A 23,760-nucleotide genomic window follows, 5' to 3' on the forward strand; every position below is an offset into this window, starting at 1 on the left:
GCCGCACACACCTCGCAAGCCTCACAGGCGCCACAAGCCCCACAGGCACCGCGGACAGGCACCGGCGCCGGGAAGCCCCGTGTCAGGAGAGTTCGACCACCGCGCGGGACATGCCCAGGACCTTCTGGCCCGCGCTCATCGCCGTCAGGTCGACGCGGACGCGGTTGCCGTCCAGCTTGGCGGCGACCTTGGCCGTGACCTCGATCAGCGCGCCCTCGCCGTCGTCCGGGACCACGACCGGCCTGGTGAAGCGCACCCCGTACTCGACCACCGCGCCGGGGTCGCCCGCCCAGTCGGTGACCACGCGGATCGCCTCGGCCATGGTGAACATGCCGTGCGCGATCACGTCGGGCAGTCCGACCTCACGGGCGAACCGCTCGTTCCAGTGGATCGGGTTGAAGTCGCCCGAGGCTCCGGCGTAGCGGACGAGCGTGGCGCGCGTCACGGGGAAGGACGCCGCCGGCAGTTCGGTGCCGACCTCGACGTCGGTGTACTGGATCTGCGCGGCCATGTCATGCCTCCTCGGGGGCGCGGGAGACGAGCTTCGTCCACGCCGTCACCACGTGCTCGCCGGTCTCGTCGTGGACCTCGCCGCGGATGTCGATGATGTCGTTGCCCGCCAGCGACTTCACGGCCTCGATGGTGGAGGTCACCGAGAGCCGGTCACCGGCCCGGACGGGGCGGGAGTAGGCGAACTTCTGGTCGCCGTGCACGACCCGGCTGTAGTCCAGCCCCAGCTGCGGGTCCTCGATGACCTGGCCCGCCGCCGCGAAGGTGATGGCGAACACGAAAGTCGGCGGAGCGATCACGTCCAGGTGGCCGAACGCCTTGGCGGCTTCGGGGTCGGTGTGGACGGGATTGGCGTCCCCCACCGCGACCGCGAATTCGCGGATCTTCTCCCGTCCGACCTCGTACGGATCGGTGGGCGGGTAGCTCCGCCCCACGAAGGACTGGTCGAGCGCCATGACTCACTACCTCCTGCTGAAGGGAACACGAAAGACAAAAAGTCAGGTGCGGGCCCCCGCGCGGAACGGGCCGGGCCCGGAGTCGGGTACAGAAACGACACAAGGCCGCCCCCCAATGAAGGGGACGACCTCATGACGGTGCCTGTTATTCGAGACTTCGCTGGGGTCAGCGGGTCTCGCGGTGCGCGGTGTGCGAGTTGCAACGCGGGCAGTGCTTCTTCATCTCAAGACGGTCCGGGTCGTTACGCCGGTTCTTCTTGGTGATGTAGTTCCGCTCCTTGCACTCCACGCAGGCCAGCGTGATCTTCGGGCGGACGTCGGTGGCAGCCACGTGAGTGCTCCTTGACGGACAATAGGACGGATGAACGCATACAAGAGTAGCCGACCGGGAGACCGACCCCGCAATCGGCTACTGTGTGTAGCGGCGACCGGACTTGAACCGGTGACACAGCGATTATGAGCCGCTTGCTCTACCGACTGAGCTACGCCGCTTTGATGAGATCCGCCCCCCACCCGAGGGTGGGGAACCTCTCTCACCAGAGCCCCAATGCGGAATCGAACCGCAGACCTTCTCCTTACCATGGAGACGCTCTACCGACTGAGCTATTGGGGCGAGCGATGAAGACATTACACGGTTGCCCACCGATCGCCCAAATCCTTTGCGGGGACCGGGCTCCGAAGGGGTTCCGCGACCATTTCCGATCATCGCGCCGACGCTCTTCGGCCCGTTTTCGGGCCGGATTGTGTGCGGGCTCACACCCTGAAGGCGGGGCGGGAAGCCTCCGGAACGGCTCCTGAGCCCTCTCCGGGGTCCGGTGGAGCGCTCCCGGGACACCGGAAGGGGCACCGGGACGGGTTCGCGGCGGGCCGCGGCAGGTCTGCGGCGGGTCTGCGGCGGCGGGCCCACCCGTGCGCCGCACCCGGGCGACGGGGCACCACACCGGTACGACTATTGCGCTCTTACCCGACGTGACAAGCACCGCGCCCTAGGCTCTGAACACGCTGCGTAATCTTGGGCCGCGGGCCGCGGCCACGGCTCAGGAACCGCCCGAGCCACCGCAGGAGCGCGATGCCCGACAGCCCGCCGCAGCAGCCGTCCCCCTCCCCGCGCAGCGGCCACGGCCATGGCCGTGGGCCCGGGCGCCTCCGCGCCGACCGGACCGGCCGCCCCGACCACGGCGGGCTCACCGGCTCCGCGGAGCGCACGGGTTCCGCAGGCCCGGCCGGCCCTCTCGGCCCCTCCGGCCCCTCCGGCTCGGCAGGCCCCTCCGGCTCGGCAGGTGGTGACGTACCCGACGGCGGGGCCGACCGGGCCGGCCTGCTGCTCGCCGGGGCCCGGCTCACCGACGGCCGTACGGTCGACGTCCGCCTCGCCGGTGGCCGCATCCAGGCCGTCGGCACCGCGGGCAGCCTTCCCTCCCCCGCCCTCTCCCGCGTGGACCTCGGCGGCTACCTGCTGCTGCCCGCCCCCGCCGAACCCCACGCCCACGGGGACACCGCCCTGACCGCGGACGGCGAGGGGCCCGTCTCCTACACCCCCGACGAGGTCCAGCGGCGGGCCACCGAAGCGGCCCTGCTCCAGCTCGGCCACGGCGCCACCGCCGTACGCTCGCACGTCCGGATCGGCGACGCGCACGGCCTCGGCCCCCTGGCGGCCGTGCTCCGGGCCCGGCGCTCCCTGCGCGGGCTCACCGACCTCACCGCCGTGGCCGTCCCCCGGCGGCTGACCGGGGTGGCGGGCGCGGACGGGCTGGCGATGCTGCGGGACGCCCTCCGGATGGGCGCCTCCGTGATCGGCGGCTGCCCGGACCTGGACCCCGACCCGGCCGGCTTCCTCGAAGCCGTCCTGGCCCTCGCCGCCGAACACGGCTGCCCCGTGGACCTGCACACGGACGGTGACGACCCGGCCCGGCTCTTCCGGCTCACCGCGATGGCCGCCGGGCTGCGTCCCGGCGTGAGCATCGGCCCCTGCGGCGGCCTCTCCCGGCTCCCGCTGGAGGTGGCCTCCCGCGCCGCCGACCAGCTGGCGGCGGCGGGCGTACGGGTGACCTGCCTGCCCCAGGGCGACTGCGCGGCCCTGGAGCGGCGCGGCCTGCGCACCGCGCCCGTCCGGCTGCTGCGGGCCGCCGGGGTGCGGGTCACGGCCGGCAGCGGGGCCCTGCGCGACGCCGGGAACCCGGTCGGCCGCGGTGACCCGCTCGAAGCCGCGTACCTGCTCGCCTCCCAGGGCGGGCTCCGGGCCCCGGAGGCGTACGAGACGGTCAGCACCGCCGCCCGGGAGGCCCTGGGGCTGCCGCAGGTCCGGGTGGAGGCCGGTTTCCCGGCGGAGCTGCTCGCCGTGCGCGGGGACAGGATCGCGGGCGTGCTCTCCCTCGCGTACAGCCGGATCGTGATCCACCGCGGGCGCGTGGTAGCCCGTACGAGTGCTGTCCGCGAGTACTGCGACTCCGCCGTGGCGGTGGCCCTGGACCTGCCCCGGCAGGGCCGTGCGGAGCCCGGTCCCTGACGTCCCGCGCCGGGTGTTCGCGGGCGTGGGCGCCCGGCGCGACGTACGGTCGGGACATGCGCATCGTCATCGCGGGTGGACACGGTCAGATCGCGCTGCGGCTGGAGCGCCTGCTCGCCGCGCGCGGGTACGAGGTCGCGGGCGTCATCCGCGACCCGGCACAGGGCGACGACCTCAGGGAGGCGGGCGCCGAACCGGTGCTGTGCGACCTGGAGTCGGCGTCGGTCGAGCACGTCGCGGGAATCCTGCACGGCGCGTACGCGGCGGTGTTCGCGGCCGGGGCGGGTCCGGGCAGCGGCGTCGACCGCAAGGACACGGTGGACCGGGGCGCCGCGGTGCTCTTCGCCGACGCGGCCGAACGGGCGGGTGTGCGGCGCTTCCTGATGGTCTCTTCGATGGGCGCCGACCCGTGGCACGAGGGTGACGAGGTCTTCGACGTCTACCTGCGGGCCAAGGGCGAGGCGGACGACCACCTGCGCACCCGGCTGGGGCTGGAGTGGACGATCCTGCGTCCGGGCTCGCTGACCGAGGACGCCGGTACGGGGCTGGTCCGCCTGGGCGCGCGGACGGGGCGCGGGCCGGTCCCCCGTGACGACGTGGCGGCGGTCCTGGCCGAACTGGTCGAGACCCCGGCGACGGCGGGCCTGACCCTGGAACTGATCTCCGGCTCGACCCCGGTCCCGGTGGCCGTCAAGGACGTGGCCGGAAACTGAAACGCATGCGAGAAGACCCCCGCCGCTGCTTCCGCAGTAACGGGGGTCTCACATCGCGTGGCGGCGCCAGGATTCGAACCTGGGTAGGCTAAGCCGACGGATTTACAGTCCGCTCCCATTGGCCACTCGGGCACACCGCCATGGGATGTCGCCGGTGAGGCCGCTTTTCGGCGGTGCTCTGTGGCAACGACGTAAACGATACCCGATGACCGAGGGTGCTGTGCCACCGGATTGATCAGCGCCGCAGGCGGGTGCGGTGGCTAGGCTCTACCGAGCGGCCCGGGGATGTCCGGCCGTGCCCTCCGGGGCCGTCACAGCCGATTTCAAGGAGCCACAGCACATGGCCGACTCCAGTTTCGACATCGTCTCGAAGGTCGAGCGGCAGGAGGTCGACAACGCCCTCAACCAGGCCGCCAAGGAACTCTCGCAGCGCTACGACTTCAAGGGCACCGGGGCCACCATCGCCTGGTCCGGCGAGAAGATCCTGATGGAGGCGAACTCCGAGGAGCGCGTCAAGGCCGTCCTGGACGTCTTCGAGACCAAGCTGGTCAAGCGCGGGATCTCGCTCAAGGCGCTGGACGCCGGGGAGCCGCAGCTGTCCGGCAAGGAGTACAAGATCTTCGCCACGATCGAGGAGGGCATCTCCCAGGAGAACGCCAAGAAGGTCGCGAAGATCATCCGGGACGAGGGTCCCAAGGGCATCAAGGCCCAGGTCCAGGGCGAGGAGCTGCGCGTCACCTCCAAGAGCCGTGACGACCTCCAGGCCGTCCAGGCCCTCCTCAAGGGCAAGGACCTGGACTTCGCGATCCAGTACGTGAACTACCGCTGACCAGCCTCCGCGACCGGCGCGTACGCCGCTGGACGAGCGTGACAGGGCACAACGGGGGCACATCGCCGGGGACCACCTCGACGGCCGCCCGCGTTGTGCCCTCGTCATGTCGCGCCCCGTGCCGTGCCTGAGTGCCCTGCCTGAGTGCCGCACCTCGCGCCGTACCGCCGTGCCCGGTCTCCGGGGGCCGCCGTACGGGCGGGGCGGCGCCCGGGCAGGTGTGTGCGGGGCGTGTGCGGCGCACGCGCCTTCGGGACTCCCGGTGGGCACTTGGCGGGGGCGGGTGCGCCCAGCACGCTGGGTGGCATCCACCATCGCGTGACAGGGGGGGTTCTCGCATGCCTGGAGGCGGAACGTTTCGTGAGGACTTCGCGGCGTCGGTGGTTGTCGCGCTCGTCGCGCTGCCGCTCTGTGTGGGGGTGGCCGTCGCCTCCGGGGTGCCGGCCGAGCTGGGCATCGTCACCGGGGTGGTCGGCGGGCTGGTCACCGGGTGGTTCAGGGGCAGTTCGCTCCAGGTGAGCGGGCCGGCGGCGGGGCTCACCGTACTCGTCTACGAGGCGGTGCGGACGTACGGTCTCCCCGCGCTCGGGGTGCTGGTGCTGGCCGCCGGGGTGGTGCAGCTGGGCATGGGGGTGCTGCGGCTCGGGCGGTGGTTCCGGGCGGTATCCGTCGCCGTCGTGCACGGGATGCTGGCCGGGATCGGGCTCGTTCTGATCGCCGGCCAGTTGTACGCCCTGGCCGGGGTGGAGGCCCCGGGGAAGACCTTGGAGAAGGTGGGCGGGCTACCGGGGCTCGTGGCGCAGGCCGACTGGGCCGCCGTGGCACTCGGGGCCGGGACCGTCGCGGTGCTGGTGGGGTGGCGCCGGATGCCGGCCCGGCTGCGGCTCGTGCCCGGGGCGCTCGTCGCGGTGGTGGCCGCCACCCTCGTCTCCGTCCTGCTGGGGCTGCCCGTCGCAAAGGTGCGGGTGACCGGGGTGCTGGAGGCCGTGTCCCCGCCCGGCTGGGAGGAGTTCGGGGTGCTGGCCTCCGTCGGGGCGCTGGGGACCGTGGTCGCGCTGGCGCTGATCGCCTCCGCCGAGACGCTCTTCAGCGCCGCCGCCGTGGACCGGATGCACGACGGGGCCCGGACCGAGTACGACCGGGAGCTGGTGGCCCAGGGCGTCGGGAACACCGTGTGCGGGCTGCTGGGGGCGCTGCCGATGACGGCCGTGATCGTGCGCAGCGCCGCCAATGTGGAGGCCGGGGCGCGCACCCGGGCGGCCCGGGTGCTGCACGGCGGCTGGCTGCTGCTCTTCACGGTGGCGCTGCCGGGGCTGCTGGAGGTCGTCCCGCTCGCCGTGCTGGCCGGGGTGCTGCTGCACGCGGGCTTCACCTTGCTGCCGGCCCGTGCGGTGGCCGTCCTGTGGCGGACTCACCGGGGCGAGGCGGTGGTGCTGGTGGCGACGGCCTCCGCGATCGTGGCCACCGGTCTCTTCGAGGGGGTGCTGTTCGGTCTGGGGCTCGCCGTCGCCAAGGCGGCCTGGGACACCTCGCACGTGCACACCGAGAAGGGGTGGGAGGGCGAGGTGCTGTGTGTCCGGATCGTGGGGAACGCGAGCTTCCTGCGGTTGCCCAGGCTCCTCGACGAACTGGACTCGTTGCCGGCCGGGCACCCGGTCCGGCTCGACCTGGGCGGTCTGCGCCATCTCGACCACGCCTGTCTGGTCGCCCTTGAGGGCTGGGAGCGGAAGCGGTCCCGGCTGCCCGGCCGGGAGGGCGTCGCGTGACGGTACCGGCCCGGCCGGGGCGTGGCGGGGGGCCGGTCCGGTCCCGGTGGCCGGTACGGCGGCGGTTCCGTGTCGGTCCGTGTCGGTCCGTGTCGGTCCGGGTCTCTGTTCAGGGCATCGGTTCAGGTGTCAAGGACCGGGCCGTGGCAGCGGTGCGGCTGTCCGGCGGTGTGTCCGGCGGCTGTCCGTCCGTGTACACGTCCGTCCATGGTGACCGCCCCCACTGACAATCGCCTTGACCTGCGCGAACGGCGGGGGCGGCGGCCCCGGGAGGAGTCAGCGGGTGGCGAACGGGGCGTCCGTCGGGACGATCTCGCGGCCCAGCGGGAGGAGCGCGAGCGGGACCATCTTGAAGTTGGCTATGCCGAAGGGGATGCCGATGATCGTGACGCAGAGCGCGATGCCGGTGACGATGTGGCCCAGGGCCAGCCACCAGCCCGCCAGGACCAGCCACAGGACGTTGCCTATGCAGGACGGGGCGCCCGCGTCGTGCCGCTCGACGGTGGTGTAGCCGAAGGGCCAGAGGGCGTACACCGCGATGCGGAAGGCGGCGACACCGAAGGGGATGCCGATGATGGTGATGCAGAGGAGCACGCCCGCGAGGCAGTAGCCCAGGAACAGCCAGATGCCGCTGAGGACGAGCCAGATGATGTTCAGGATGGTCTTCACTGTCTGCGTCCTGCCATCTGTTCGAGCCGGGCGATGCGCTCGGCCATCGGAGGGTGGGTGGAGAACAACTTGGAGAGGCCTTCGCCCGGCCGGAACGGGTTCGCGATCATCATGTGGCTCGCGGTCTCCAGCCGGGGTTCCGCCGGCAGCGGGAGCTGCTTGGTGCCCGCGTCCAGCTTGCGCAGGGCGCTCGCGAGGGCCAGTGGGTCCCCGGTGAGCTGGGCTCCCGACGCGTCGGCCTCGTACTCGCGCGAGCGGCTGATGGCGAGCTGGATCACGGCGGCGGCCAGCGGGCCGAGGATCATGATCAGCAGCATGCCGAAGAGGCCGGGGCCCTCGTCGTCGTTGGACCGGCCGAAGGGGATCAGCCAGGCGAAGTTCACCAGGAACATGATCACGGAGGCGAGGGCTCCGGCGACCGACGAGATCAGGATGTCGCGGTTGTAGACGTGGCTCAGCTCGTGGCCGATGACTCCGCGCAGCTCGCGTTCGTCGAGGATGCGCAGGATGCCCTCGGTGCAGCAGACCGCGGCGTTGCGCGGGTTGCGGCCGGTGGCGAAGGCGTTGGGGGCCTCGGTCGGTGAGATGTAGAGCCGGGGCATGGGCTGGCGCGCGGAGGTGGAGAGTTCGCGCACCATGCGGTAGAGCGCGGGGGCCTCGAACTCGCTGACGGGGCGGGCGCGCATCGCGCGTAGAGCCAGCTTGTCGCTGTTCCAGTACGCGTACGCGTTCGTCCCGAGGGCGATGAGGACGGCGACGATCAGACCGCCCCGGCCGAAGAAGCTTCCGATGGCGATGATGAGTGCGGACAGCCCGCCGAGGAGTACGGCGGTCTTCAGCCCGTTGTGCCGGCGGTGCACGGTACGCCCTCCTGGTGGTGCGGCAGGGGAACCCGTCATGGATCTGGTGGATCTGAGGGTCTACGGTCCAGTGGACCCTTCCTTCCTGGTCAACGCCAGGTGGGGACGCCAGGTTCCCGGGGCGCGCCGGGGCCGCCGCCCCGGGGGCCCGGGCGGCGGGGCGGTGGCGGGCGTTGGGCCGTACGGGTCACGCGGCAGGTGGCGCGCCGCGGATCGGGGGCCGGAGCCCCGCCGCACGGGGACCCGTACGGTCACGGCGTACGCGTGGCCGGGTACGGGGCCGGGCCCGAACCGCAGTCTCCGCAGGGTCCGGGGGCGCGGCGGACGGCTGCGGGCTCGGCGGGCCGCTACTGCGGGAAGAGGCTGCCGGACGCGAAGCGCAGGACCAGTTCCGGGGCGCCCGAGAGCGCCACGGCGAGCGCGGCGGTGAGCGTGATCGCGGCCGTGACCGGCCAGGGGGCCTTCGTACGGGCCGGGGGTGCGGCGTCGCCCGCTTCCGGCTCGGGGGCGCGGAAGAGGAGCGCCGTCCACCGCAGGTAGTAGTACAGGGCGATCACGACGTTGACGGCCATGAGCACGGCCAGCCAGCCCAGGCCCGCCTCGACGGCGGACCGGAAGACGGTGACCTTGGCGAAGAGGCCGATGATGCCCGGCGGCAGACCGGCCAGGCAGAGCAGGAAGAAGGCCAGCGCGAGGGCGGCGAGCGGGCGCTCGGCGTACAGGCCCCGGTAGTCGCTGATCCGGTGGAGCGGCTTCGTCCGGGCGACCAGCGCGGCGACGGCGAAGGCCCCGAGGTTCACGACCGCGTACATGAGGGCGTACGCGACGGTGGAGCCGATCTGGTCGCGCCCGGCGTACGCCGCCGCCGCGATCGGGACCAGCAGGTAGCCGGCCTGGCCGACCGAGGACCAGGCGAGCAGCCGTACCGCGCTGTTCGGGCGGTCCGGGGACTGGCGCAGCGCGGCGGCGTTGCCGAGGGTCATGGTGAGGGCGGCGAGGACGGCGAGGGCCGGACCCCAGATCTGCGCGTACGCGGGGAAGGCGATCACGGTGACGAGGACGAGGCCGGTGAAGCCGACGGCCTTGCCGATCACCGAGAGGTAGCCGGCGACGGGCAGGGGCGCGCCGACGTATGTGTCGGGGACCCAGAAGTGGAAGGGGACGGCCGCGGTCTTGAAGGCGAAGCCGACGAGGGTGAGCGCGACCCCGGCCATGGCCAGGGTGGTGAACTGCCCGGGGACGTTCTCCAGGCCGTCCGCGACCCGGCCGAGGTGGAGGGAGCCGGTGGTGGCGTAGACGAAGCTGACGCCGAGGAGGGAGACGGCGGTGGCGGTGACGGAGGAGAGGAAGAACTTGAGGGCGGCCTCGGAGGAGAGCCGGTCGCCGCGGCGCATGCCGACGAGGGCGAAGGCGGGCAGCGAGGCGACTTCGAGGGCGACGATGAGGGTGGCGAGGTCGCGGGCGGCGGGCAGCAGGGCGGCTCCGGCGGCGGAGGCGAGCAGCAGGAACCAGTACTCGCCCGCGGGCATCCGGGTCTCGCGGACGGCGGTGACCGACAGCAGGGCGGTGACCAGGGCTCCGGCGAGGACCAGGAACTGGACGACGAGCGCGAAGTGGTCGGCGGTGTAGCTGCAGGCGGTCGCGGCGGCCGTCGCCGTGGCGGCCGGGTCGCCGGTGAGGCAGAAGGTGGCGCGGTCGCCCGCGCGCAGCGGCAGCAGGGCGGCGGTCGCGGCGGCCAGGCCGGCCACGGAGATCCAGCCGAGGAGCGGCTTGCGGCGTTCCGGTACGAAGAGGTCGGCGACGAGGACGGCCAGGGCGACGGCGGCGGTGATGACGACGGGCGCGATGGCGAGCCAGTCGACGGACTGGACCAGGCTCGGGACCAGGCCGGAGGCCGGTTCGGCGGCTGCGGCCACGGTGGTGCGCGCGGCGGGGACGGACCCGGCCGGGAGCGGGTACGCGGTGGTCGCGGCCGTGGACAGGGCCGTGAGCGGGGCCGTCATGAGTTGCCTCCTGCGAGGAGCTTCTGGACGGCCGGGTCGGTGAGGCCGAGGAGGAGCGCGGGCCACAGGCCGGCGAGGACGGTGAGGACGGCGAGCGGGGTCCAGGCGGCGAACTCGTAGCGCTGGATGTCGGGGAGGACGGCCGGGGCCGCCGGGGCGGTGGCGGCGGTCCTCGGGTCGCCCATGCAGACGCGGCGCACGACGATCAGCAGGTAGGCGGCGGTGAGCAGGGTCCCGAACGCGCCGGCGGCCAGGTAGGTGAGGAAGGCGGCGCGGGGAAGGCCCTCGGCCGGGTCGAAGGCGCCGAAGAGGACCAGCATCTCGCCCCAGAAGCCGGCCAGGCCGGGCAGGCCGAGGGAGGCGACGGCGGCGAAGGCGAGGAGCGCGCCGAGGCGGGGTGCGCGGCCGTAAAGGGCGGCGCCGGTGGCCCCGGCGAGGGTGTCGAGGTCGGCGGTGCCGTAGCGGTCCTTGAGGGCGCCGACCAGGAAGAAGAGGAGGCCGGTGATCAGGCCGTGGGCGATGTTGGCGAAGAGCGCGCCGTTGACGCCGGTGGGGGTCATGGTGGCGATGCCGAGGAGGACGAAGCCCATGTGGCCCACGGAGGAGTAGGCGATGAGCCGCTTGAGGTCGCCCTTGTTGCCCTTGCGGGCCAGGGCGAGGCAGGCGAGGGAGCCGTAGATGATGCCGATGGCGGCGAGGGCGCCCAGGTAGGGGGCGAAGACGGCCATGCCTTCGGGGGTGGCGGGGAGCAGGATGCGGACGAACCCGTACGTGCCCATCTTGAGCAGGACGCCGGCCAGCAGGACGGAGCCGACGGTGGGCGCGGCGGTGTGGGCGTCCGGCAGCCAGCTGTGCAGCGGCCACATCGGGGTCTTCACGGCGAGGCCGGTGCCGATGGCGAGAACGGCCAGGAGCTGGGTGGTGAGGGTGAGTTCGCGGCCGTTGTCAGTGGCGAGTGCCACCATGTCGAAAGTGCCGCCGTTCACTCCGAGCAGCAGCAGACCGAGCAGCATGACGACGGAGCCGAGGAGGGTGTACAGGATGAACTTCCAGGCGGCGGCCTGCCTCCCGCCCGTCTCCCGGCCACCGCCCCTGATGGAGGCGCTCCCCGCCACACCTTCTGATCGGCCCCAGCGGGCGATGAGGAAGTACATCGGGATGAGGACCATCTCGAAGGCGAGGAAGAAGAGCAGCAGGTCGAGGACGGCGAAGGTCGCGAGGGTGCCGGATTCGAGGACGAGGAGCAGTGCGACGAACGCCTTCGGGGAGGGGCCCGAGGGCAGCTTGAAGTAGCTGTAGAGCGCGCAGAGGAAGAACAGCAGCGCGGTCATCAGGAGGAGGGGGAGCGAGATGCCGTCGATGCCGAGGTGGAGCCGGATGTCGAGTGCCGGAATCCAGCTGACGTCGGTCGTCGCCTGGAAACGGGAGGGTTCACCGTGGTCGAAGCCCAGGGTGAGGGCGACGGCCGCGGCGAGGATCACACCGGTCACGGTCACGCCGTGGCGCAGTACGGCCTGTTCGGGGCTGCGGCCCTTGAGCCCGGGCGGGGCCGGGAGGAGGGCCGCGACGGAGCCGAGGAGCGGTGCGGCCACGACGAACGCCAGAAGGAACTGCATCACGGACGGGCTGATATCAATCACGGCTGACTCACGGCTCACGATCCGGCGTTGACGTTGGCGAGGACGGCGGTGGCGATCGCCAGGACCACGGCGCCGGCGAGCAGGGCGCTCAGGTAGCTCTGCACGTTGCCGGTCTGGGCGCGGCGCACGAGGGTGCCGAGCAGCCGGGGGGCCGCGCCCGCGCCCCGGACGTACGTGTCCACGACCTCGCGGTCGAGGAAGCGGACGAGGCCCGCGGCGGCCTGGACGGGGCGGACGAAGAGCCGGTCGTACACGGCGTCGAGGTGGAAGCCGTCGGCCGCGTGGCGGTGCAGCGGGCCGAGGAGGACCTTCCCGGGGTCGGCGACGGGGGTGTCGGCGGCGGGGGTGTAGCCGCTGACGGGGACGGCGGAGGCGGCTCCGGCGGGGGCGATCTCCTCGACCTCGGGGGCCTGGGCGGCGGAGGTCACCGCGGCCTCGCTCGCGGCGGTGGCGGTGACCGAGGCCGGGGCGGCCTTGGCCGTGGCGCGCTGCCAGAGGGCGTAGGTGAGCATCGCGCCGAGGAGGGAGGCGCCGGTGCCGAGGAGGGAGGTGGTCAGGGTCGGGGCGAGTTCCTTGCCGTCGAACCAGTCGGCGAGGGGGCCCGCCGCGAGGCCGAAGGCGACGGACGGGACCGCCAGCAGCCACAGCACGCCGGTCATGGCGAGGGGTTGCCTGCCGTGGTCGGGGGCGGCGGCGCCCCGGCCGCGGAAGGCCATCAGCCAGAGCCGGGTGGCGTAGGCGGCGGTGAGCAGGGCGGTCAGCACACCGGCGACGAGGACGAACCAGCCGGCCGCGGCGGGGGCGAACTCCGCGTGCCCGGTGGCGGTGTGCTCGGCGGCGACGAGGACGGCTTCCTTGGAGAAGAAGCCGGCGAAGGGCGGAACGGCGGCGAGGGCGAGCAGCGCGATCGTCATCGTCCAGAAGACGTCGGGGATGCGCTTGGCCAGGCCGTCCATGCGGGTCATGGCGGCCAGGGAGTTCGTACCGGCGGCATGGATGATCACGCCCGCGCCGAGGAACAGGAGCGCCTTGAAGGCGCCGTGGGACAGGAGGTGGAAGACGGCGGCGCCGCGGTCGCCGACGGCCAGGGCCCCGGTCATGTAGCCGAGCTGGCCGATCGTGGAGTAGGCGAGCACCCGTTTGATGTCGTCCTGGGCCAGGGCGGCGAGGGCCGAACCGATCATCGTGACGGCCGCCATGACGGCCATGACCACCAGAGCGGCCCGGGAGGCCGCGAAGACCGGGAGGAGGCGGGCGATGAAGTAGACACCGGCGGCGACCATCGTCGCGGCGTGGATCAGCGCGGAGACCGGGGTGGGGCCCGCCATGGCGTCGGGGAGCCAGGTGTGCAGCGGGAACTGCGCGGACTTGCCCGCGACGCCCGCGAGCAGGAGCAGCGCGATCAGGGTCGGGTGGTCGAGTCCGCCGGCGGCGACGGTGTCCAGGATCTTCGTGATCCGGAAGGAGCCGGCGTCGGTGGCGAGCGCGAACAGGCCGATGAGGAAGGGGACGTCACCGAGCTTGGTGACGAGGAACGCCTTCAGGGAGGCGGAGCGGGCGGCCTCGGTCTCCCAGTAGTGGCCGACGAGGAAGTACGAGCAGATGCCCATGATCTCCCAGCCGACCAGCAGCACCATCAGGTCGCCGGAGTAGACGACGAGGAGCATGGCGGAGGTGAACAGGGAGACCAGGGCGGCGTACGAGGGGTAGCGCGGGTCCTCGCGGAGGTACGCCGTCGAGTAGAGCTGGACGCAGGTGGCGACGACACCGACCAGGACGGCGACGAGGACGGCGAAGCCGTCCAGGTGGAGCGAGAGCTCGATCGGCACCGAGCCGGTCGGGGTCAGCTCGGTCGCGGTGTCGATGTCCTGGCCGCCGCTGTGGCGGAGGGCGACGAGGACGGCCAGGACGGCCGCGCCGAGCGTCGGCAGGACCGCGAGGGGGCGGACGAAACCAGGGGCGCGGCGTCCGCAGAGGAGTCCCGCCAGCGCGCCCAGGAAGGGGAGGAGGGGGACGAGGACGGCGAGGGTCGTGGTGGTCACGCGGCGGCCTCCGGCCGGGCGGTGCTCCGGTCGGGCTCGTGGCCCTCGGCGGTGTCGCGCAGCTTGTCGATGTCCGAGGTACCGCGGTTGCGGTACACCATCAGCACGATCGCGAGACCGATGCCGATCTCGGCGGCGGCGATGGCGATGGTGAAGAGGGTGAGGGCCTGGCCCGCGTGCAGGGTGTCGCGCAGCCAGACGTCGAAGGCCACCAGGTTGAGGTTGACGGCGTTGAGCATCAGCTCGACGGACATCAGGACCAGGATGGCGTTGCGGCGGGCGAGCACTCCGTACAGGCCCGTGCAGAAGAGGAGGGCCGCGAGGACGGCGGGGTAGGCGAGGTGCATCAGCGCTGCCCCTTCTCGCCCGCGTCGGTCCGGGCGGCCCTGTTCCGGGCCGGGGTGGCGGGGCCGGGGGTGCCTGCGGGGGTTCCGGGGCCGGTGGCCGGGGTGGTCGCGGGGGCCGTGGGGGTGACGTCGTCCTCGGGGCCGTTCCTGCGGGACAGCACGATGGCGCCGATCAGGGCGGCGAGGAGGAGGACGGAGAGCGCCTCGAAGGGCAGTACCCAGTACCGGAAGAGGATCTCGCCGGTGACCGCGGTGGAGCCCTGGGCGGGGCCGTCCAGCTCGATCCAGGTGGTGCGGAAGGCGTCGACGACCACCCAGACGAGGGCGACGGCCGCGACGACGGCCACTGCGAGCGCGACCGGGCGGTTGCCGGAGTCGGCGTCCGGGGAGCGGCCGATGGGGGCCTTGGTGAGCATCAGCCCGAAGAGGAGGAGGACGACGACGGAACCGAGGTAGATCAGTACCTGGACCCAGGCGATGAACTCGGCGGTCAGCAGCAGGTACTCGACGGCGATGCCGCCGAGCGCGACGACCAGCCAGAGGGCGGCGTGCACCAGCTGCCTGGTGGTGACCGTGACGACGGCCGCGCCGAGCGTGGCGAGGCCGACGAGGACGAAGGCGATCTCGACGCCGGTCGGGGAGAGGAATCCGGGCCCGGCGGTCGCGGCGGCGGCCAGGACGGTGGCGGGGGTCACGCGTCTGCCTCCGGGGTGGTGGGCGGTGCGGTCTCGGCGGCCGCGGCTGCCGCTGCGGCGGCTTCGGTCTTCTCCGCCGACTTGCGGGCGGCGGCGAGTTCCTTGGGCTCCTCGGCGGCCGGGTCCAGGGCGGGCGGGGCCGGGACGGTCCACATCCACTCGCGCAGCTTGTCGCGCTCGTGGGTGAGTTCGTGGATGTCGGTCTCCGCGTACTCGAACTCCGGCGACCAGAAGAGGGCGTCGAAGGGGCACACCTCGATGCAGATGCCGCAGTACATGCAGAGGGAGAAGTCGATGGCGAAACGGTCCAGGACGTTGCGGCTGCGCTCCCGGCCGCCCGGCGCGGAGGCCGGGACCGTCTCCTTGTGGGAGTCGATGTAGATGCACCAGTCGGGGCACTCCCGGGCGCACAGCATGCAGACCGTGCAGTTCTCCTCGAACAGGCCGATGACCCCGCGGCTGCGGGGCGGTAGCTCGGGCTGGACGTCGGGGTACTGGGCGGTGTGCGAGCGCTTCGTCATGGTGCGCAGCGTGACCGCGAGCCCCTTGGCGAGGCCCGATCCGGGAATGGGCATCAGCTGATCGCCACCTTCACGATGCCGGTGAGCGCGATCTGGGCGAGCGCGAGGGGGATGAGGACGGTCCAGGCCAGCTTCTGAAGCTGGTCCTCGCGCAGGCGCGGGTAGCTCACACGGAGCCAGATCACGACGAAGGCGAGGATCGCGGTCTTGAGCAGGGTCCAGACCCAGCCGAGGCCGTCGGCCCCGAGGGGGCCGTGCCAGCCGCCGAGGAAGAGGACGGTGGTCAGGGCGCAGAGAACGACGATGCCGGCGTACTCGGCGAGCAGGAACAGGGCGAAACGGAGGCCGGTGTACTCGGTGTACGCGCCGAAGATGATCTCGGAGTCGGCGACGGGCATGTCGAAGGGGGGCCGCTGGAGTTCGGCGAGGCCGGCGGTGAAGAAGACGAGCGCGCCGACGATCTGCCAGGGCAGCCACCACCACTCGAAGGCCCCGACGATGCCGGGGAGCGAGACCGTCCCGGCGGCCATGGCGACGGAGGCGGCGGCGAGCAGCATGGGCAGCTCGTAGGCGAGCAGTTGCGCGGCGGTGCGGAGGCCGCCGAGCAGGGAGAACTTGTTGGCAGAGGCCCAGCCGGCCATCAGGGAGCCGAGCACTCCGACGCCCATGACGGCGAGGACGTAGAACACTCCGGCGTCGATGGCCTGGCCGACCGCGCCTTCGCCGGGGCCGATGGGGATGGCGATGAGGACGAGGAGGTAGGGGAGCAGGGCGACGGCGGGGGCGAGCTGGAAGATCCGGCGGTCGGCGTTGGCCGGGACGATGTCTTCCTTCTGTACGAACTTCACGCCGTCGGCGACGAGCTGGGCCCAGCCGTGGAAGCCGCCCGCGTACATGGGGCCGAGGCGGCCCTGCATGTGGGCCATCACCTTGTGTTCGGCCTGCCCGACGACGAGCGGGAGCACGAGGAAGACGGCGAAGACGACGATCAGCCGCAGGGCGACGTCGAGGACGTCGTTCACGCGTCGCCTCCGTTGTCGGGTTGGGTGTCGGTACCGGGTTCCGGCACGGTGCCGGGCTCAGGCTCGGGCTTGGACCCGGAGCCCGGCACGGTGCCGGGCTCGGGCGCTGCCCCGGGGTCGGGCTCGGGCGCTGCCCCGGGGTCGGGCTCGCGCGTTGCCCCGGGGTCGGGCTCGGGTCCAGCTTCGGCCTTCGGCCTCGGCTCGGACTCGGGCCGCGCCTGCGGCCCTGCCGGGGCCGGTGGGGCCCCAGCGGCTGCTGGGGTCTCCGGGGCCGGTGGGGCGGTGGCCGGGGATGCGAAGGCGGGCTTCGGGTCGTGCCAGGGCGCGTCGGCACTGCGCGGCGCGGTGCGGCGGGGGGCCGCCGGGGTAGGGGCCTCCGGGGTGGAAGTGGCCACCGGGGCTGCCGGGGATTCGGCGGCCGGAGCCGGGGCTGCGGAAGCCGGACCGGCCGAAGGCTCGGCCGGAGCAGCCGGGGCCGTGGCCGGAACCGGGGTCACGGCCGAGGGTTCGGCCCCGGCCGGGGGTGCCTGGCTGGCCGAGCCGTCCGATGCCGAGCGCGTACGGCGGGGCGGACGCGCGGGGCGCGCCGGGGCGGCACCGTCCGCAGCCGTCTCCCCGGCCGGGGGCTCCGGCGCCGCCGGACCGGCCACCGACCCGGGGGCCGGATCAGCCACCGGACCGGCCGCCGCCCCGGCCGCCGAGGTGGCGGCCGAGGTGGCGGCCGGGGGCACCGGGGTCGTCGGAGGCGCCGGGGTGGCGTCGTCCGCGGTCGCCGGGGCGGAGGCCGGGGCCGGGCGGGGGCGGCGGGCCGGGGCACCCTCCCGGGCCGGGCGGGCCGGAGCGGCGCCCGCGCCCGCACCCGCCGCGCGGGCGGTACGGGCCGGGCGGGCCGGAGCCGGGGGAAGCTGGCCCTTCAGGGGGCCCCACTCGTTGGGGTCCGGAACGCCCGGCGGGAGCATCTGACGGCGCTTGGGCCCGTCGGGGTCGGCGCCCTCGCCCGGCTCCTTCGCGCCCGGCCACGCCTTGGCGACCCGCGCGGCCAGGACGAAGTCCTTGCGCAGGGGGTGGCCCTCGAAGTTCTCCGGGAGCAGGAGCGGGACGAGGTGCGGGTGGTCGGTGAAGGCGACGCCGAACATCTCGTGCGTCTCGCGCTCGTGCCATTCGGCGCCCGCGTAGACGGCGACCGCCGAGGGGAGCGAAGGAGCGGTGTGCGGGACGGTCGTCCGCAGCAGCAGGCGGCGGACGCGGTGGTTCTCCAGCGAGACGACGTGGGCGCAGATCCGGAAGCCGGTGCCCGGCTCGTCCACCGCGCTCAGCCAGTCGAAGTAGGTGCAGCCCAGCTTGTCCCGGGCGATCTCCAGCGAGGAGATCCAGGAACCGACGGGGACGTCCACGGTCAGGACGGCGTACGCGTGCTCGGCCACGGCCTCGGCGCCGAAGACCGTCTGCGCCGCGTCGGGAAGGGAGTCGTAGAGGTTCACGCGCCGGCCCCCGGTACGGGCGGGAGCGTCCCCGGAGCGGGCGGATCGGACGGAGAGGTTCCGGGGGTGGGCGGGGGCGGGATCAGGCCACTGGTCAGCTGTCCCACGGAGGGTCCCGCCTGTCCTGCGGAGGGTCCCGTCCGTCCTGCGGAGGGTCCCGTCCGTCCTGCGGAGGGTCCCGTCGTGTAGCGGTCCGCGAGCGACTCCCGTGCGATCTTCTCCTGGAGCTTGAGAATCCCCTGGAGCAGCGCCTCGGGACGGGGCGGGCAGCCGGGTACGTAGACGTCCACCGGGATGATCTGGTCGACGCCCTTCGTCACCGAGTACGAGTCCCAGTACGGCCCGCCGCAGTTGGAGCAGGCGCCGAAGGAGATGACGTACTTCGGCTCCGGCATCTGCTCGTAGAGCCGCTTCACGGCGGGGGCCATCTTGTCCGTGACCGTGCCCGAGACGATCATCAGATCGGCCTGGCGGGGGCCCGGCGCGAAGGGGATGACGCCGAGACGGATGAAGTCGTGGCGGGCCATGGAGGCGGCGATGAACTCGATCGCACAGCAGGCGAGGCCGAAGTTGAACACCCATAGGCTGTACCGGCGGCCCCAGTTCAGGACCACTTTCATCGGTTCGGGGGCCAGTCGGGAAAGGATTCCCAGGCGTCCTCCCGATTCCCCGGTGGCGCCTCCGGGTTCCGGCAGCAGGCGGGGTTCCGGCAGCAGTTCGGGCTCCGGTGTCACGTCCATTCGAGGACGCCCTTCTTGTACGCGTAGAGCAGGCCGACGGCCAGGAAGCCCAGGAAGATGAACATCTCCACGAGCGTCGTGGCGCCGTAGCCTGCGGCGGCGAACACCGTCGCCCACGGGAAGAGGAAGATCGAGTCCACGGCGAAGATGACGTAGAGGAAGGCGTAGACGTAGTAGCGGACCTGGGTGTGCGCCCAGCCCTCGCCCACCGGGTCCACGCCGCACTCGTACGTCAGCAGCTTCTCGGGGGTCGGGACCACGGGGCGCAGCAGGCGGCCGGCCCCGAAGGCCACGGCCACGAAGAGCACACCGAGGGCGGCCAGCAGGCCGACGACCGAATAACTCCGGAAGTAGTCCGCCGCGAGCACGGTCATGGTCGATACCGTCGGTTCAGGCACGTCCGTTCCTCGCTCCTCGGCCACTGTCGACGATCTGGTACGCACGGGAGTCTAGGGCCTGGCCCCCGCACGGTGGGGTTATCCCCCGTTCACCGGACCCGGCCACCCCATGGCAACCGGTGGTGCTCGCTTGACAAACTGGGGCCATGACCGCGAGCGATCAAGCCACCCGGAACGCCGCCGGGAACGTCGGCCGGAGCACCACTCGGAGCACCGCTCGGGGCGCCGGTCCGAGCGCCGACACGACCCCCGGTCCGGCCACCGCCCAGGAGCGGGGACCGGGCGCCGGAGGGACCTCCTTCTGGAGGACCGTCCGCACCACCCTCCTCGGCGCCGGCCGGACACCCGGCCCGGCCGGCGAACCGTCCGACGGCCGGACCCTCGACGACCGGACCGCCGACGACCGGCCGCCGCCCGTACGCCCCGCCTTCGACGCCGTCACGTGGAAGGAGGTCGGCCATCTGCTGACCAACCTGCCGGCCGCGCTGATCGGTTTCGTCTGCACGGTCACCATGGTGTCGACCGCCGGCGGTCTGTCCCTGACCGTGGTCGGGCTGCCGCTGCTCGCCTGCGGCCTCGCCTTCTCCCGCCAGCTCGGCCGACTGGACCGGGCGCGGGCCCGCGCGCTGCTGGGCCTGCGGGTGGGCGAGCCGACCCCGCTCCCCGGCCCGCGCCGCTCCGGCGGGTTCCTCCCCTGGCTGTGGGCGGCCCTGAAGGACCCGGTGGCCTGGCGGACCGTGCTGTACGAGCTGGTCCGGCTGCCGTGGGGGCTGCTGACCTTCACCGTCACGCTGACCGGACTGTTCGTGCTCTGGCCCGTGCTGCCGTACCTGGTCCGCTGGATGACCGACGTGGACCGGGCGATGGTGCGCGGGCTCCTGTCGCCCTCCGACGAGCTGGAGCGGCGGATCGCGGAGCTGGAGGCGGACCGCGGGATCGTCGTGGACACGGCAGCCGCCGACCTGCGGCGCATCGAACGGGACCTGCACGACGGCGCGCAGGCGCGGCTGGTGGCGCTGGCGATGGGGCTGGGCCTGGCCAAGGAGAAGCTGCTGGAGGACCCGGAGGGGGCGGCGGCGATGGTGGACGAGGCGCACGGCGAGGTGAAGCTGGCCCTCCAGGAGCTGCGCGACCTCGCCCGGGGCATCCACCCGGCGGTCCTGACGGACCGGGGCCTGGACGCGGCCCTGTCCTCGGTGGCCGCGCGGTGCCTGGTGCCGGTGAGGGTGACCGTGGACCTGCCCGCGCGTCCGGCGGAGGCGATCGAGGGGATCGCGTACTTCGTGGTCTCCGAGCTGCTCCAGAACGTCAGCAAGCACGCGCGGGCGCGGGGCGCGAGCGTGGAGGTGTGGCGGGCGGGACGGCGGCTGCTGCTCCGGGTCGCGGACGACGGCCGGGGCGGTGCCCGGCCCGACGGGGGCACCGGGCTGGCCGGGCTCGCGGAGCGGCTGGGGGCGGTGGACGGGGTGTTCGTCGTGCGCTCGCCCGAGGGCGAGGGGACCACCGTCACGGCGGAGCTGCCGTGGCGCGACCGCGAGAGCGAACCCCGGCGCCGCTGACCGGCCCCGTCGGGCGGGGCGAGGGCCGGGGCGGGCCGGGGTGGGGGTAGCCCCACCCCGCGGAGACCGACCCGCCGCATGGTCCGGGCACCCCGCCGGACGGCAGGGTGGAGACGTAGCGGACAACCGGAAGGACGGGGCGGGACCATGGGCGACGACAGGGGTACGAGCGGCGGCGGGATCGGGGCGGTGCTGCGGGCTCCGGTCTCCGGGCGGACCTGGCGGGAGTTCGGGTACCTGATGACCGGGCTGCCGCTCAGCACGGTGTACTTCGCGGCGGCCGTGACCGGCGTGAGCCTCGGCGCGGGCCTCCTCGTCACCTTCCTCGGGATTCCGGTTCTCGCCGGGGTCCTCGCCATGTGCCGGGGGTTCGGGCAGGTGGAACGGGTCCGGGCGCGCGCACTGCTCCGTAGCGGCACCGCCGATCCCGCTCCGGTACGGGCCGCGAAGGGCGGGGCCCTCGGCGCCATGGGGGCGATGCTCAAGAGCGGCAGCGCCTGGCGGCACGTGCTCTACTCGGTGATCCACTTCCCGTGGGCGGTGTTCGGCTTCTGCGTGGCCCTGGTGTTCTGGACGTACGGGTGGAGCTTCCTGCTCTACCCGCTCTGGCACTGGGTCTTCCCCACCTTCACCGGGCAGCCCGGTCTCCAGCTCATCCAGGACGACGGCTACTCCTTCTACCTGGACTCGCCCGCCGAGATCGCGGTGACCTCGCTGACCGGGCTGGCCCTCACCCTCCTCACCCCGTGGCTGTTCCGGGCGCTGACCGCCGTCGACCGGGTCCTGGTCGACGGGCTGCTCGGCCCGTCCCGGCTCGCCGGGCGGGTCACCGAGCTGGAGTCCGACCGGGGCGTGGTGGCCGACACCGCCGCCGCCGACCTGCGGCGCATCGAACGGGACCTGCACGACGGCGCGCAGGCCCGGCTGGCCGCGCTCGCCATGGATCTGGGGCTGGCGAAGGAGAAGCTCGGCGAGGACCCGCAGGCCGCCGCCCGCATGGTGGACGAGGCGCACGGCGAGGTGAAGATCGCCTTGCGGGAGCTGCGCGACCTCGCCCGGGGCATCCACCCGGCGGTCCTGACGGACCGGGGCCTGGACGCGGCCCTGTCCTCGGTGGCCGCGCGGTGCGCCGTACCGGTACGGGTGGCCGTGGACCTGCCCCGGCGGCCCGCGGCGGCGATCGAGGGGATCGCGTACTTCACCGTCTCCGAGCTGCTCCAGAACATCAGCAAGCACGCCGGGGCCCGGTCCGCCTCGGTGGAGGTGTGGAAGTCCGGCGAGCGGCTGATGGTCCAGGTCACCGACGACGGCCGGGGCGGCGCGAGCACCACGGCCGGGACCGGGACCGGGCTGGCGGGACTGACCGAGCGGCTGGACGCCGTCGACGGGGTGCTGGTCGTGGACTCCCCCTCGGGCGACGGGACCACCGTCACGGCGGAGCTGCCCTGGCGGGTCTAGTGCCGCGTCAGGCCATCTCTTCCGGGGGCCTGGGGTGCGGAAGCCCCAGGCCCCCGCACCCCGCGCCCCCGCACCGGTGCGCGGGCGCGAACAGGTACGGGCACAGGTGCGGACGGGTACGGGCACAGGTGCGCGGGTGCGGAGCCGCGCCGAAGAGGGGCATTGGGGCCGGGCCGATCGGCCCGGCCCTTCTCAACTTGCTCCGCGCACACGACCCCTGGCGGGGTCCGCACACCGGAGGAGCACCTTCCACGGCCGAAAACTCCCCTCCCGCACGCGCCGGTTGTCCCGGGTCGACCTTGATCCGGCCCTGAGGCTGGGATGCTTGGCCGAGCAGGGTTCGTACAACGAGGAACGCGGGAGCGGCTGAGTCGTGGAAGACAGCGTGCGGGTGGTCATCGCCGAGGATTCAGTACTGCTGCGTGAGGGGCTGACCAGACTCCTGACGGACCGGGGCCATGAGGTCGTCGCGGGCGTCGGGGACGCGGAAGCCCTGCTCAAGACGGTGGCGGAGCTGGCGGCGCAGGACGCGCTGCCGGATGTGGTGGTGGCCGATGTGCGGATGCCCCCGACCCATACCGACGAAGGCGTACGGGCGGCCGTCCGGCTGCGGCGCGACCATCCCGGGATAGGTGTCCTGGTGCTCTCGCAGTACGTGGAGGAGCAGTACGCCACCGAGCTGCTGGCCGGCTCCAGTACCGGGGTCGGATACCTGCTCAAGGACCGGGTGGCCGAGGTACGGGAGTTCCTCGACGCCGTGGTGCGCGTGGCCCGGGGCGGTACCGCGCTGGACCCCGAGGTCGTCGCGCAGCTGCTGGGCCGCAGCCGCAAGCAGGACGTGCTGGCGGGGCTGACCCCGCGCGAGCGCGAGGTGCTCGGGCTGATGGCCGAGGGCCGGACGAATTCCGCCGTCGCGAAGCAGCTCGTGGTGAGCGACGGAGCGGTGGAGAAGCACGTCGGCAACATCTTCATGAAGCTCGGCCTGTCGCCGAGCGAGGGGGACCACCGGCGGGTGCTGGCCGTCCTCACCTACCTGAAATCCTGACCGGCTGACACCCTGACAGGCAGAGATCCAACGGTGCCGACGACACCCGTGGGACCACGGCACCGTTAACACCAGGCAGCACCAAGCGGCACCAAGCACGGCAAGCACGGCAAGCACAACAGTCACGGCAGACGCGGTCAGCACGGCAGACACAGAGATACCGGTCGGATCGCCCCGACGGACGGTCCAACGGTCCAGAATGTGAGCTTTTCCGGGGACATATCCCTGCCGACGTGGGGATGTACTTCGGGAACGCCACGGCTCGAAGGAGGTCCAGTCCATTGACCAGCCAGGTCAGCAGTCCGGCCGAGCAGGCCGACCCCGATGGAACCGAGGGGACCGAGGGGACCGAGGGTGCGGCCGTCAGCGGACAGCGCACCCCCGAGGGCCCGGCCGAGCAGGGAACCCGTGGTGGGAAGGAGGTGCGTCGGTTGGACCGGGTGGTGATCCGGTTCGCGGGTGACTCGGGTGACGGTATGCAGCTGACCGGGGACCGGTTCA

The 23,760-nt window shown here is 73.0% G+C and carries 22 protein-coding genes, 3 tRNA genes and 1 pseudogene; 8 read left to right on the forward strand and 18 right to left on the reverse strand.

The genetic code is table 11. The features are described 5' to 3' along the window. Window positions 1-82: 82 nt before the first annotated feature. The 5 genes from ACIA5F_RS26090 to ACIA5F_RS26110 all read right to left on the reverse strand — a co-directional run bounded on the left by ACIA5F_RS26090 (window position 83) and on the right by ACIA5F_RS26110 (window position 1,578). Window positions 83-511 (reverse strand): MaoC family dehydratase, encoded by a 429-nt coding sequence (locus ACIA5F_RS26090; protein ID WP_399356963.1) that lies wholly within the window; start codon window positions 509-511, stop codon window positions 83-85. Between the two features lies 1 nt (window position 512). Next, window positions 513-965 (reverse strand): MaoC family dehydratase N-terminal domain-containing protein, encoded by a 453-nt coding sequence (locus ACIA5F_RS26095; protein WP_399356965.1) that lies wholly within the window; start codon window positions 963-965, stop codon window positions 513-515. 166 nt (window positions 966-1,131) lie between these two features. After that, complete coding sequence (rpmG, locus tag ACIA5F_RS26100) at window positions 1,132-1,296, reverse strand: 50S ribosomal protein L33 (RefSeq protein WP_006604855.1); 165 nt, start codon at window positions 1,294-1,296, stop codon at window positions 1,132-1,134. An 88-nt stretch (window positions 1,297-1,384) separates the two neighbouring features. Next, window positions 1,385-1,457, reverse strand: a tRNA-Met gene (locus ACIA5F_RS26105). Window positions 1,458-1,505: 48 nt separating this feature from the next. Continuing rightward, window positions 1,506-1,578, reverse strand: a tRNA-Thr gene (locus ACIA5F_RS26110). 456 nt (window positions 1,579-2,034) lie between these two features. On the opposite strand from ACIA5F_RS26110, the gene ACIA5F_RS26115 reads away from it, so the two are divergent. After that, entirely contained in the window at window positions 2,035-3,471 is a 1,437-nt protein-coding gene (locus tag ACIA5F_RS26115; protein ID WP_399356967.1) for an amidohydrolase family protein, read from the forward strand. Between the two features lie 56 nt (window positions 3,472-3,527). Beyond that, window positions 3,528-4,184: an SDR family oxidoreductase gene (locus tag ACIA5F_RS26120; RefSeq protein WP_399356969.1), complete on the forward strand. Its 657-nt coding sequence runs from the start codon at window positions 3,528-3,530 to the stop codon at window positions 4,182-4,184. Between the two features lie 58 nt (window positions 4,185-4,242). Here ACIA5F_RS26120 and ACIA5F_RS26125 read toward each other — a convergent pair. Further along, window positions 4,243-4,324: transfer RNA gene (locus ACIA5F_RS26125), tRNA-Tyr, on the reverse strand. A gap of 200 nt (window positions 4,325-4,524) precedes the next feature. On the opposite strand from ACIA5F_RS26125, the gene ACIA5F_RS26130 reads away from it, so the two are divergent. Both ACIA5F_RS26130 and ACIA5F_RS26135 read left to right on the forward strand, forming a co-directional pair. Then, a complete protein-coding gene (locus tag ACIA5F_RS26130) occupies window positions 4,525-5,013 on the forward strand; it encodes a YajQ family cyclic di-GMP-binding protein (protein ID WP_399356970.1) in 489 nt (162 codons plus the stop codon). A 338-nt stretch (window positions 5,014-5,351) separates the two neighbouring features. Continuing rightward, window positions 5,352-6,779: a SulP family inorganic anion transporter gene (locus ACIA5F_RS26135; RefSeq protein ID WP_399356972.1), complete on the forward strand. Its 1,428-nt coding sequence runs from the start codon at window positions 5,352-5,354 to the stop codon at window positions 6,777-6,779. 276 nt (window positions 6,780-7,055) lie between these two features. Here ACIA5F_RS26135 and ACIA5F_RS26140 read toward each other — a convergent pair whose 3' ends face one another. The 12 genes from ACIA5F_RS26140 to ACIA5F_RS26195 all read right to left on the reverse strand — a co-directional run bounded on the left by ACIA5F_RS26140 (window position 7,056) and on the right by ACIA5F_RS26195 (window position 19,197). Then, window positions 7,056-7,448: a YccF domain-containing protein gene (locus tag ACIA5F_RS26140; protein WP_399356974.1), complete on the reverse strand. Its 393-nt coding sequence runs from the start codon at window positions 7,446-7,448 to the stop codon at window positions 7,056-7,058. Then, window positions 7,445-8,308 (reverse strand): zinc metalloprotease HtpX, encoded by an 864-nt coding sequence (gene htpX, locus ACIA5F_RS26145; protein WP_399356976.1) that lies wholly within the window; start codon window positions 8,306-8,308, stop codon window positions 7,445-7,447. The genes ACIA5F_RS26140 and htpX overlap by 4 nt, the downstream gene beginning before the upstream one ends. Window positions 8,309-8,655: 347 nt before the next feature. Then, entirely contained in the window at window positions 8,656-10,311 is a 1,656-nt protein-coding gene (locus ACIA5F_RS26150) for an NADH-quinone oxidoreductase subunit N (RefSeq protein ID WP_399356978.1), read from the reverse strand. After that, the gene (locus tag ACIA5F_RS26155; RefSeq protein ID WP_399356997.1) at window positions 10,308-11,927 is read right to left on the reverse strand and encodes a NuoM family protein; all 1,620 of its coding nucleotides are present in this window, start codon (window positions 11,925-11,927) and stop codon (window positions 10,308-10,310) included. Before ACIA5F_RS26155 ends, ACIA5F_RS26150 begins: the two co-directional genes overlap by 4 nt. A 38-nt stretch (window positions 11,928-11,965) precedes the next feature. After that, window positions 11,966-13,993 carry an NADH-quinone oxidoreductase subunit L gene (locus ACIA5F_RS26160; RefSeq protein ID WP_399356980.1) on the reverse strand — a complete coding sequence of 676 codons (2,028 nt, stop codon included), beginning with the start codon at window positions 13,991-13,993 and terminating at the stop codon, window positions 11,966-11,968. After that, a complete protein-coding gene (nuoK, locus tag ACIA5F_RS26165; RefSeq protein ID WP_399356982.1) occupies window positions 13,990-14,340 on the reverse strand; it encodes an NADH-quinone oxidoreductase subunit NuoK in 351 nt (116 codons plus the stop codon). The genes ACIA5F_RS26160 and nuoK overlap by 4 nt, the downstream gene beginning before the upstream one ends. After that, window positions 14,340-15,035: an NADH-quinone oxidoreductase subunit J gene (locus ACIA5F_RS26170; protein WP_399356984.1), complete on the reverse strand. Its 696-nt coding sequence runs from the start codon at window positions 15,033-15,035 to the stop codon at window positions 14,340-14,342. The genes nuoK and ACIA5F_RS26170 overlap by 1 nt, the downstream gene beginning before the upstream one ends. Beyond that, entirely contained in the window at window positions 15,032-15,613 is a 582-nt protein-coding gene (locus ACIA5F_RS26175) for a NuoI/complex I 23 kDa subunit family protein (RefSeq protein WP_399356999.1), read from the reverse strand. The genes ACIA5F_RS26170 and ACIA5F_RS26175 overlap by 4 nt, the downstream gene beginning before the upstream one ends. Then, window positions 15,610-16,578, reverse strand: a complete 969-nt coding sequence (locus tag ACIA5F_RS26180; RefSeq protein WP_399356985.1) for an NADH-quinone oxidoreductase subunit H — start codon at window positions 16,576-16,578, stop codon at window positions 15,610-15,612. The genes ACIA5F_RS26175 and ACIA5F_RS26180 overlap by 4 nt, the downstream gene beginning before the upstream one ends. Further along, the gene (locus tag ACIA5F_RS26185; RefSeq protein WP_399356987.1) at window positions 16,575-18,059 is read right to left on the reverse strand and encodes an NADH-quinone oxidoreductase subunit C; all 1,485 of its coding nucleotides are present in this window, start codon (window positions 18,057-18,059) and stop codon (window positions 16,575-16,577) included. The genes ACIA5F_RS26180 and ACIA5F_RS26185 overlap by 4 nt, the downstream gene beginning before the upstream one ends. Beyond that, on the reverse strand, window positions 18,056-18,799 hold the full coding sequence (locus ACIA5F_RS26190; protein ID WP_399356989.1) for an NADH-quinone oxidoreductase subunit B: 744 nt from the start codon (window positions 18,797-18,799) through the stop codon (window positions 18,056-18,058). The genes ACIA5F_RS26185 and ACIA5F_RS26190 overlap by 4 nt, the downstream gene beginning before the upstream one ends. Continuing rightward, window positions 18,790-19,197 (reverse strand): NADH-quinone oxidoreductase subunit A, encoded by a 408-nt coding sequence (locus tag ACIA5F_RS26195; RefSeq protein ID WP_399356991.1) that lies wholly within the window; start codon window positions 19,195-19,197, stop codon window positions 18,790-18,792. Before ACIA5F_RS26195 ends, ACIA5F_RS26190 begins: the two co-directional genes overlap by 10 nt. A 146-nt stretch (window positions 19,198-19,343) precedes the next feature. Between ACIA5F_RS26195 and ACIA5F_RS26200 the strand changes: the two genes are divergently transcribed. The 4 genes and pseudogenes from ACIA5F_RS26200 to ACIA5F_RS26215 form a co-directional block, all read left to right on the forward strand. Then, window positions 19,344-20,756: a sensor histidine kinase gene (locus tag ACIA5F_RS26200; protein WP_399356993.1), complete on the forward strand. Its 1,413-nt coding sequence runs from the start codon at window positions 19,344-19,346 to the stop codon at window positions 20,754-20,756. A gap of 147 nt (window positions 20,757-20,903) precedes the next feature. After that, window positions 20,904-22,214, forward strand: a complete 1,311-nt coding sequence (locus ACIA5F_RS26205; protein ID WP_399356995.1) for a sensor histidine kinase — start codon at window positions 20,904-20,906, stop codon at window positions 22,212-22,214. 385 nt (window positions 22,215-22,599) lie between these two features. Further along, a complete protein-coding gene (locus ACIA5F_RS26210; RefSeq protein ID WP_399357001.1) occupies window positions 22,600-23,259 on the forward strand; it encodes a response regulator in 660 nt (219 codons plus the stop codon). A 281-nt stretch (window positions 23,260-23,540) separates the two neighbouring features. Further along, window positions 23,541-23,760 (forward strand): annotated as a pseudogene (locus ACIA5F_RS26215) (2-oxoglutarate ferredoxin oxidoreductase subunit alpha); the annotation flags it as partial.

The organism is Streptomyces sp. NPDC051567 (assembly GCF_044454165.1).
GTDB lineage: Bacteria > Actinomycetota > Actinomycetes > Streptomycetales > Streptomycetaceae > Streptomyces.

What these genes read in the sequence shown, in the direction of transcription:
- ACIA5F_RS26190 (WP_399356989.1), bottom strand. Translation starts at nt 18,799, where the DNA reads ATGGACGTGACACCGGAGCCCGAACTGCTGCCGGAACCCCGCCTGCTG.
- ACIA5F_RS26155 (WP_399356997.1), bottom strand. Translation starts at nt 11,927, where the DNA reads ATGCAGTTCCTTCTGGCGTTCGTCGTGGCCGCACCGCTCCTCGGCTCC.
- ACIA5F_RS26095 (WP_399356965.1), bottom strand. Translation starts at nt 965, where the DNA reads ATGGCGCTCGACCAGTCCTTCGTGGGGCGGAGCTACCCGCCCACCGAT.
- nuoK (WP_399356982.1), bottom strand. Translation starts at nt 14,340, where the DNA reads ATGCACCTCGCCTACCCCGCCGTCCTCGCGGCCCTCCTCTTCTGCACG.
- ACIA5F_RS26115 (WP_399356967.1), top strand. Translation starts at nt 2,035, where the DNA reads ATGCCCGACAGCCCGCCGCAGCAGCCGTCCCCCTCCCCGCGCAGCGGC.
- ACIA5F_RS26150 (WP_399356978.1), bottom strand. Translation starts at nt 10,311, where the DNA reads ATGACGGCCCCGCTCACGGCCCTGTCCACGGCCGCGACCACCGCGTAC.
- ACIA5F_RS26205 (WP_399356995.1), top strand. Translation starts at nt 20,904, where the DNA reads ATGGGCGACGACAGGGGTACGAGCGGCGGCGGGATCGGGGCGGTGCTG.
- ACIA5F_RS26090 (WP_399356963.1), bottom strand. Translation starts at nt 511, where the DNA reads ATGGCCGCGCAGATCCAGTACACCGACGTCGAGGTCGGCACCGAACTG.
- ACIA5F_RS26130 (WP_399356970.1), top strand. Translation starts at nt 4,525, where the DNA reads ATGGCCGACTCCAGTTTCGACATCGTCTCGAAGGTCGAGCGGCAGGAG.
- ACIA5F_RS26120 (WP_399356969.1), top strand. Translation starts at nt 3,528, where the DNA reads ATGCGCATCGTCATCGCGGGTGGACACGGTCAGATCGCGCTGCGGCTG.
- ACIA5F_RS26200 (WP_399356993.1), top strand. Translation starts at nt 19,344, where the DNA reads ATGACCGCGAGCGATCAAGCCACCCGGAACGCCGCCGGGAACGTCGGC.
- ACIA5F_RS26135 (WP_399356972.1), top strand. Translation starts at nt 5,352, where the DNA reads ATGCCTGGAGGCGGAACGTTTCGTGAGGACTTCGCGGCGTCGGTGGTT.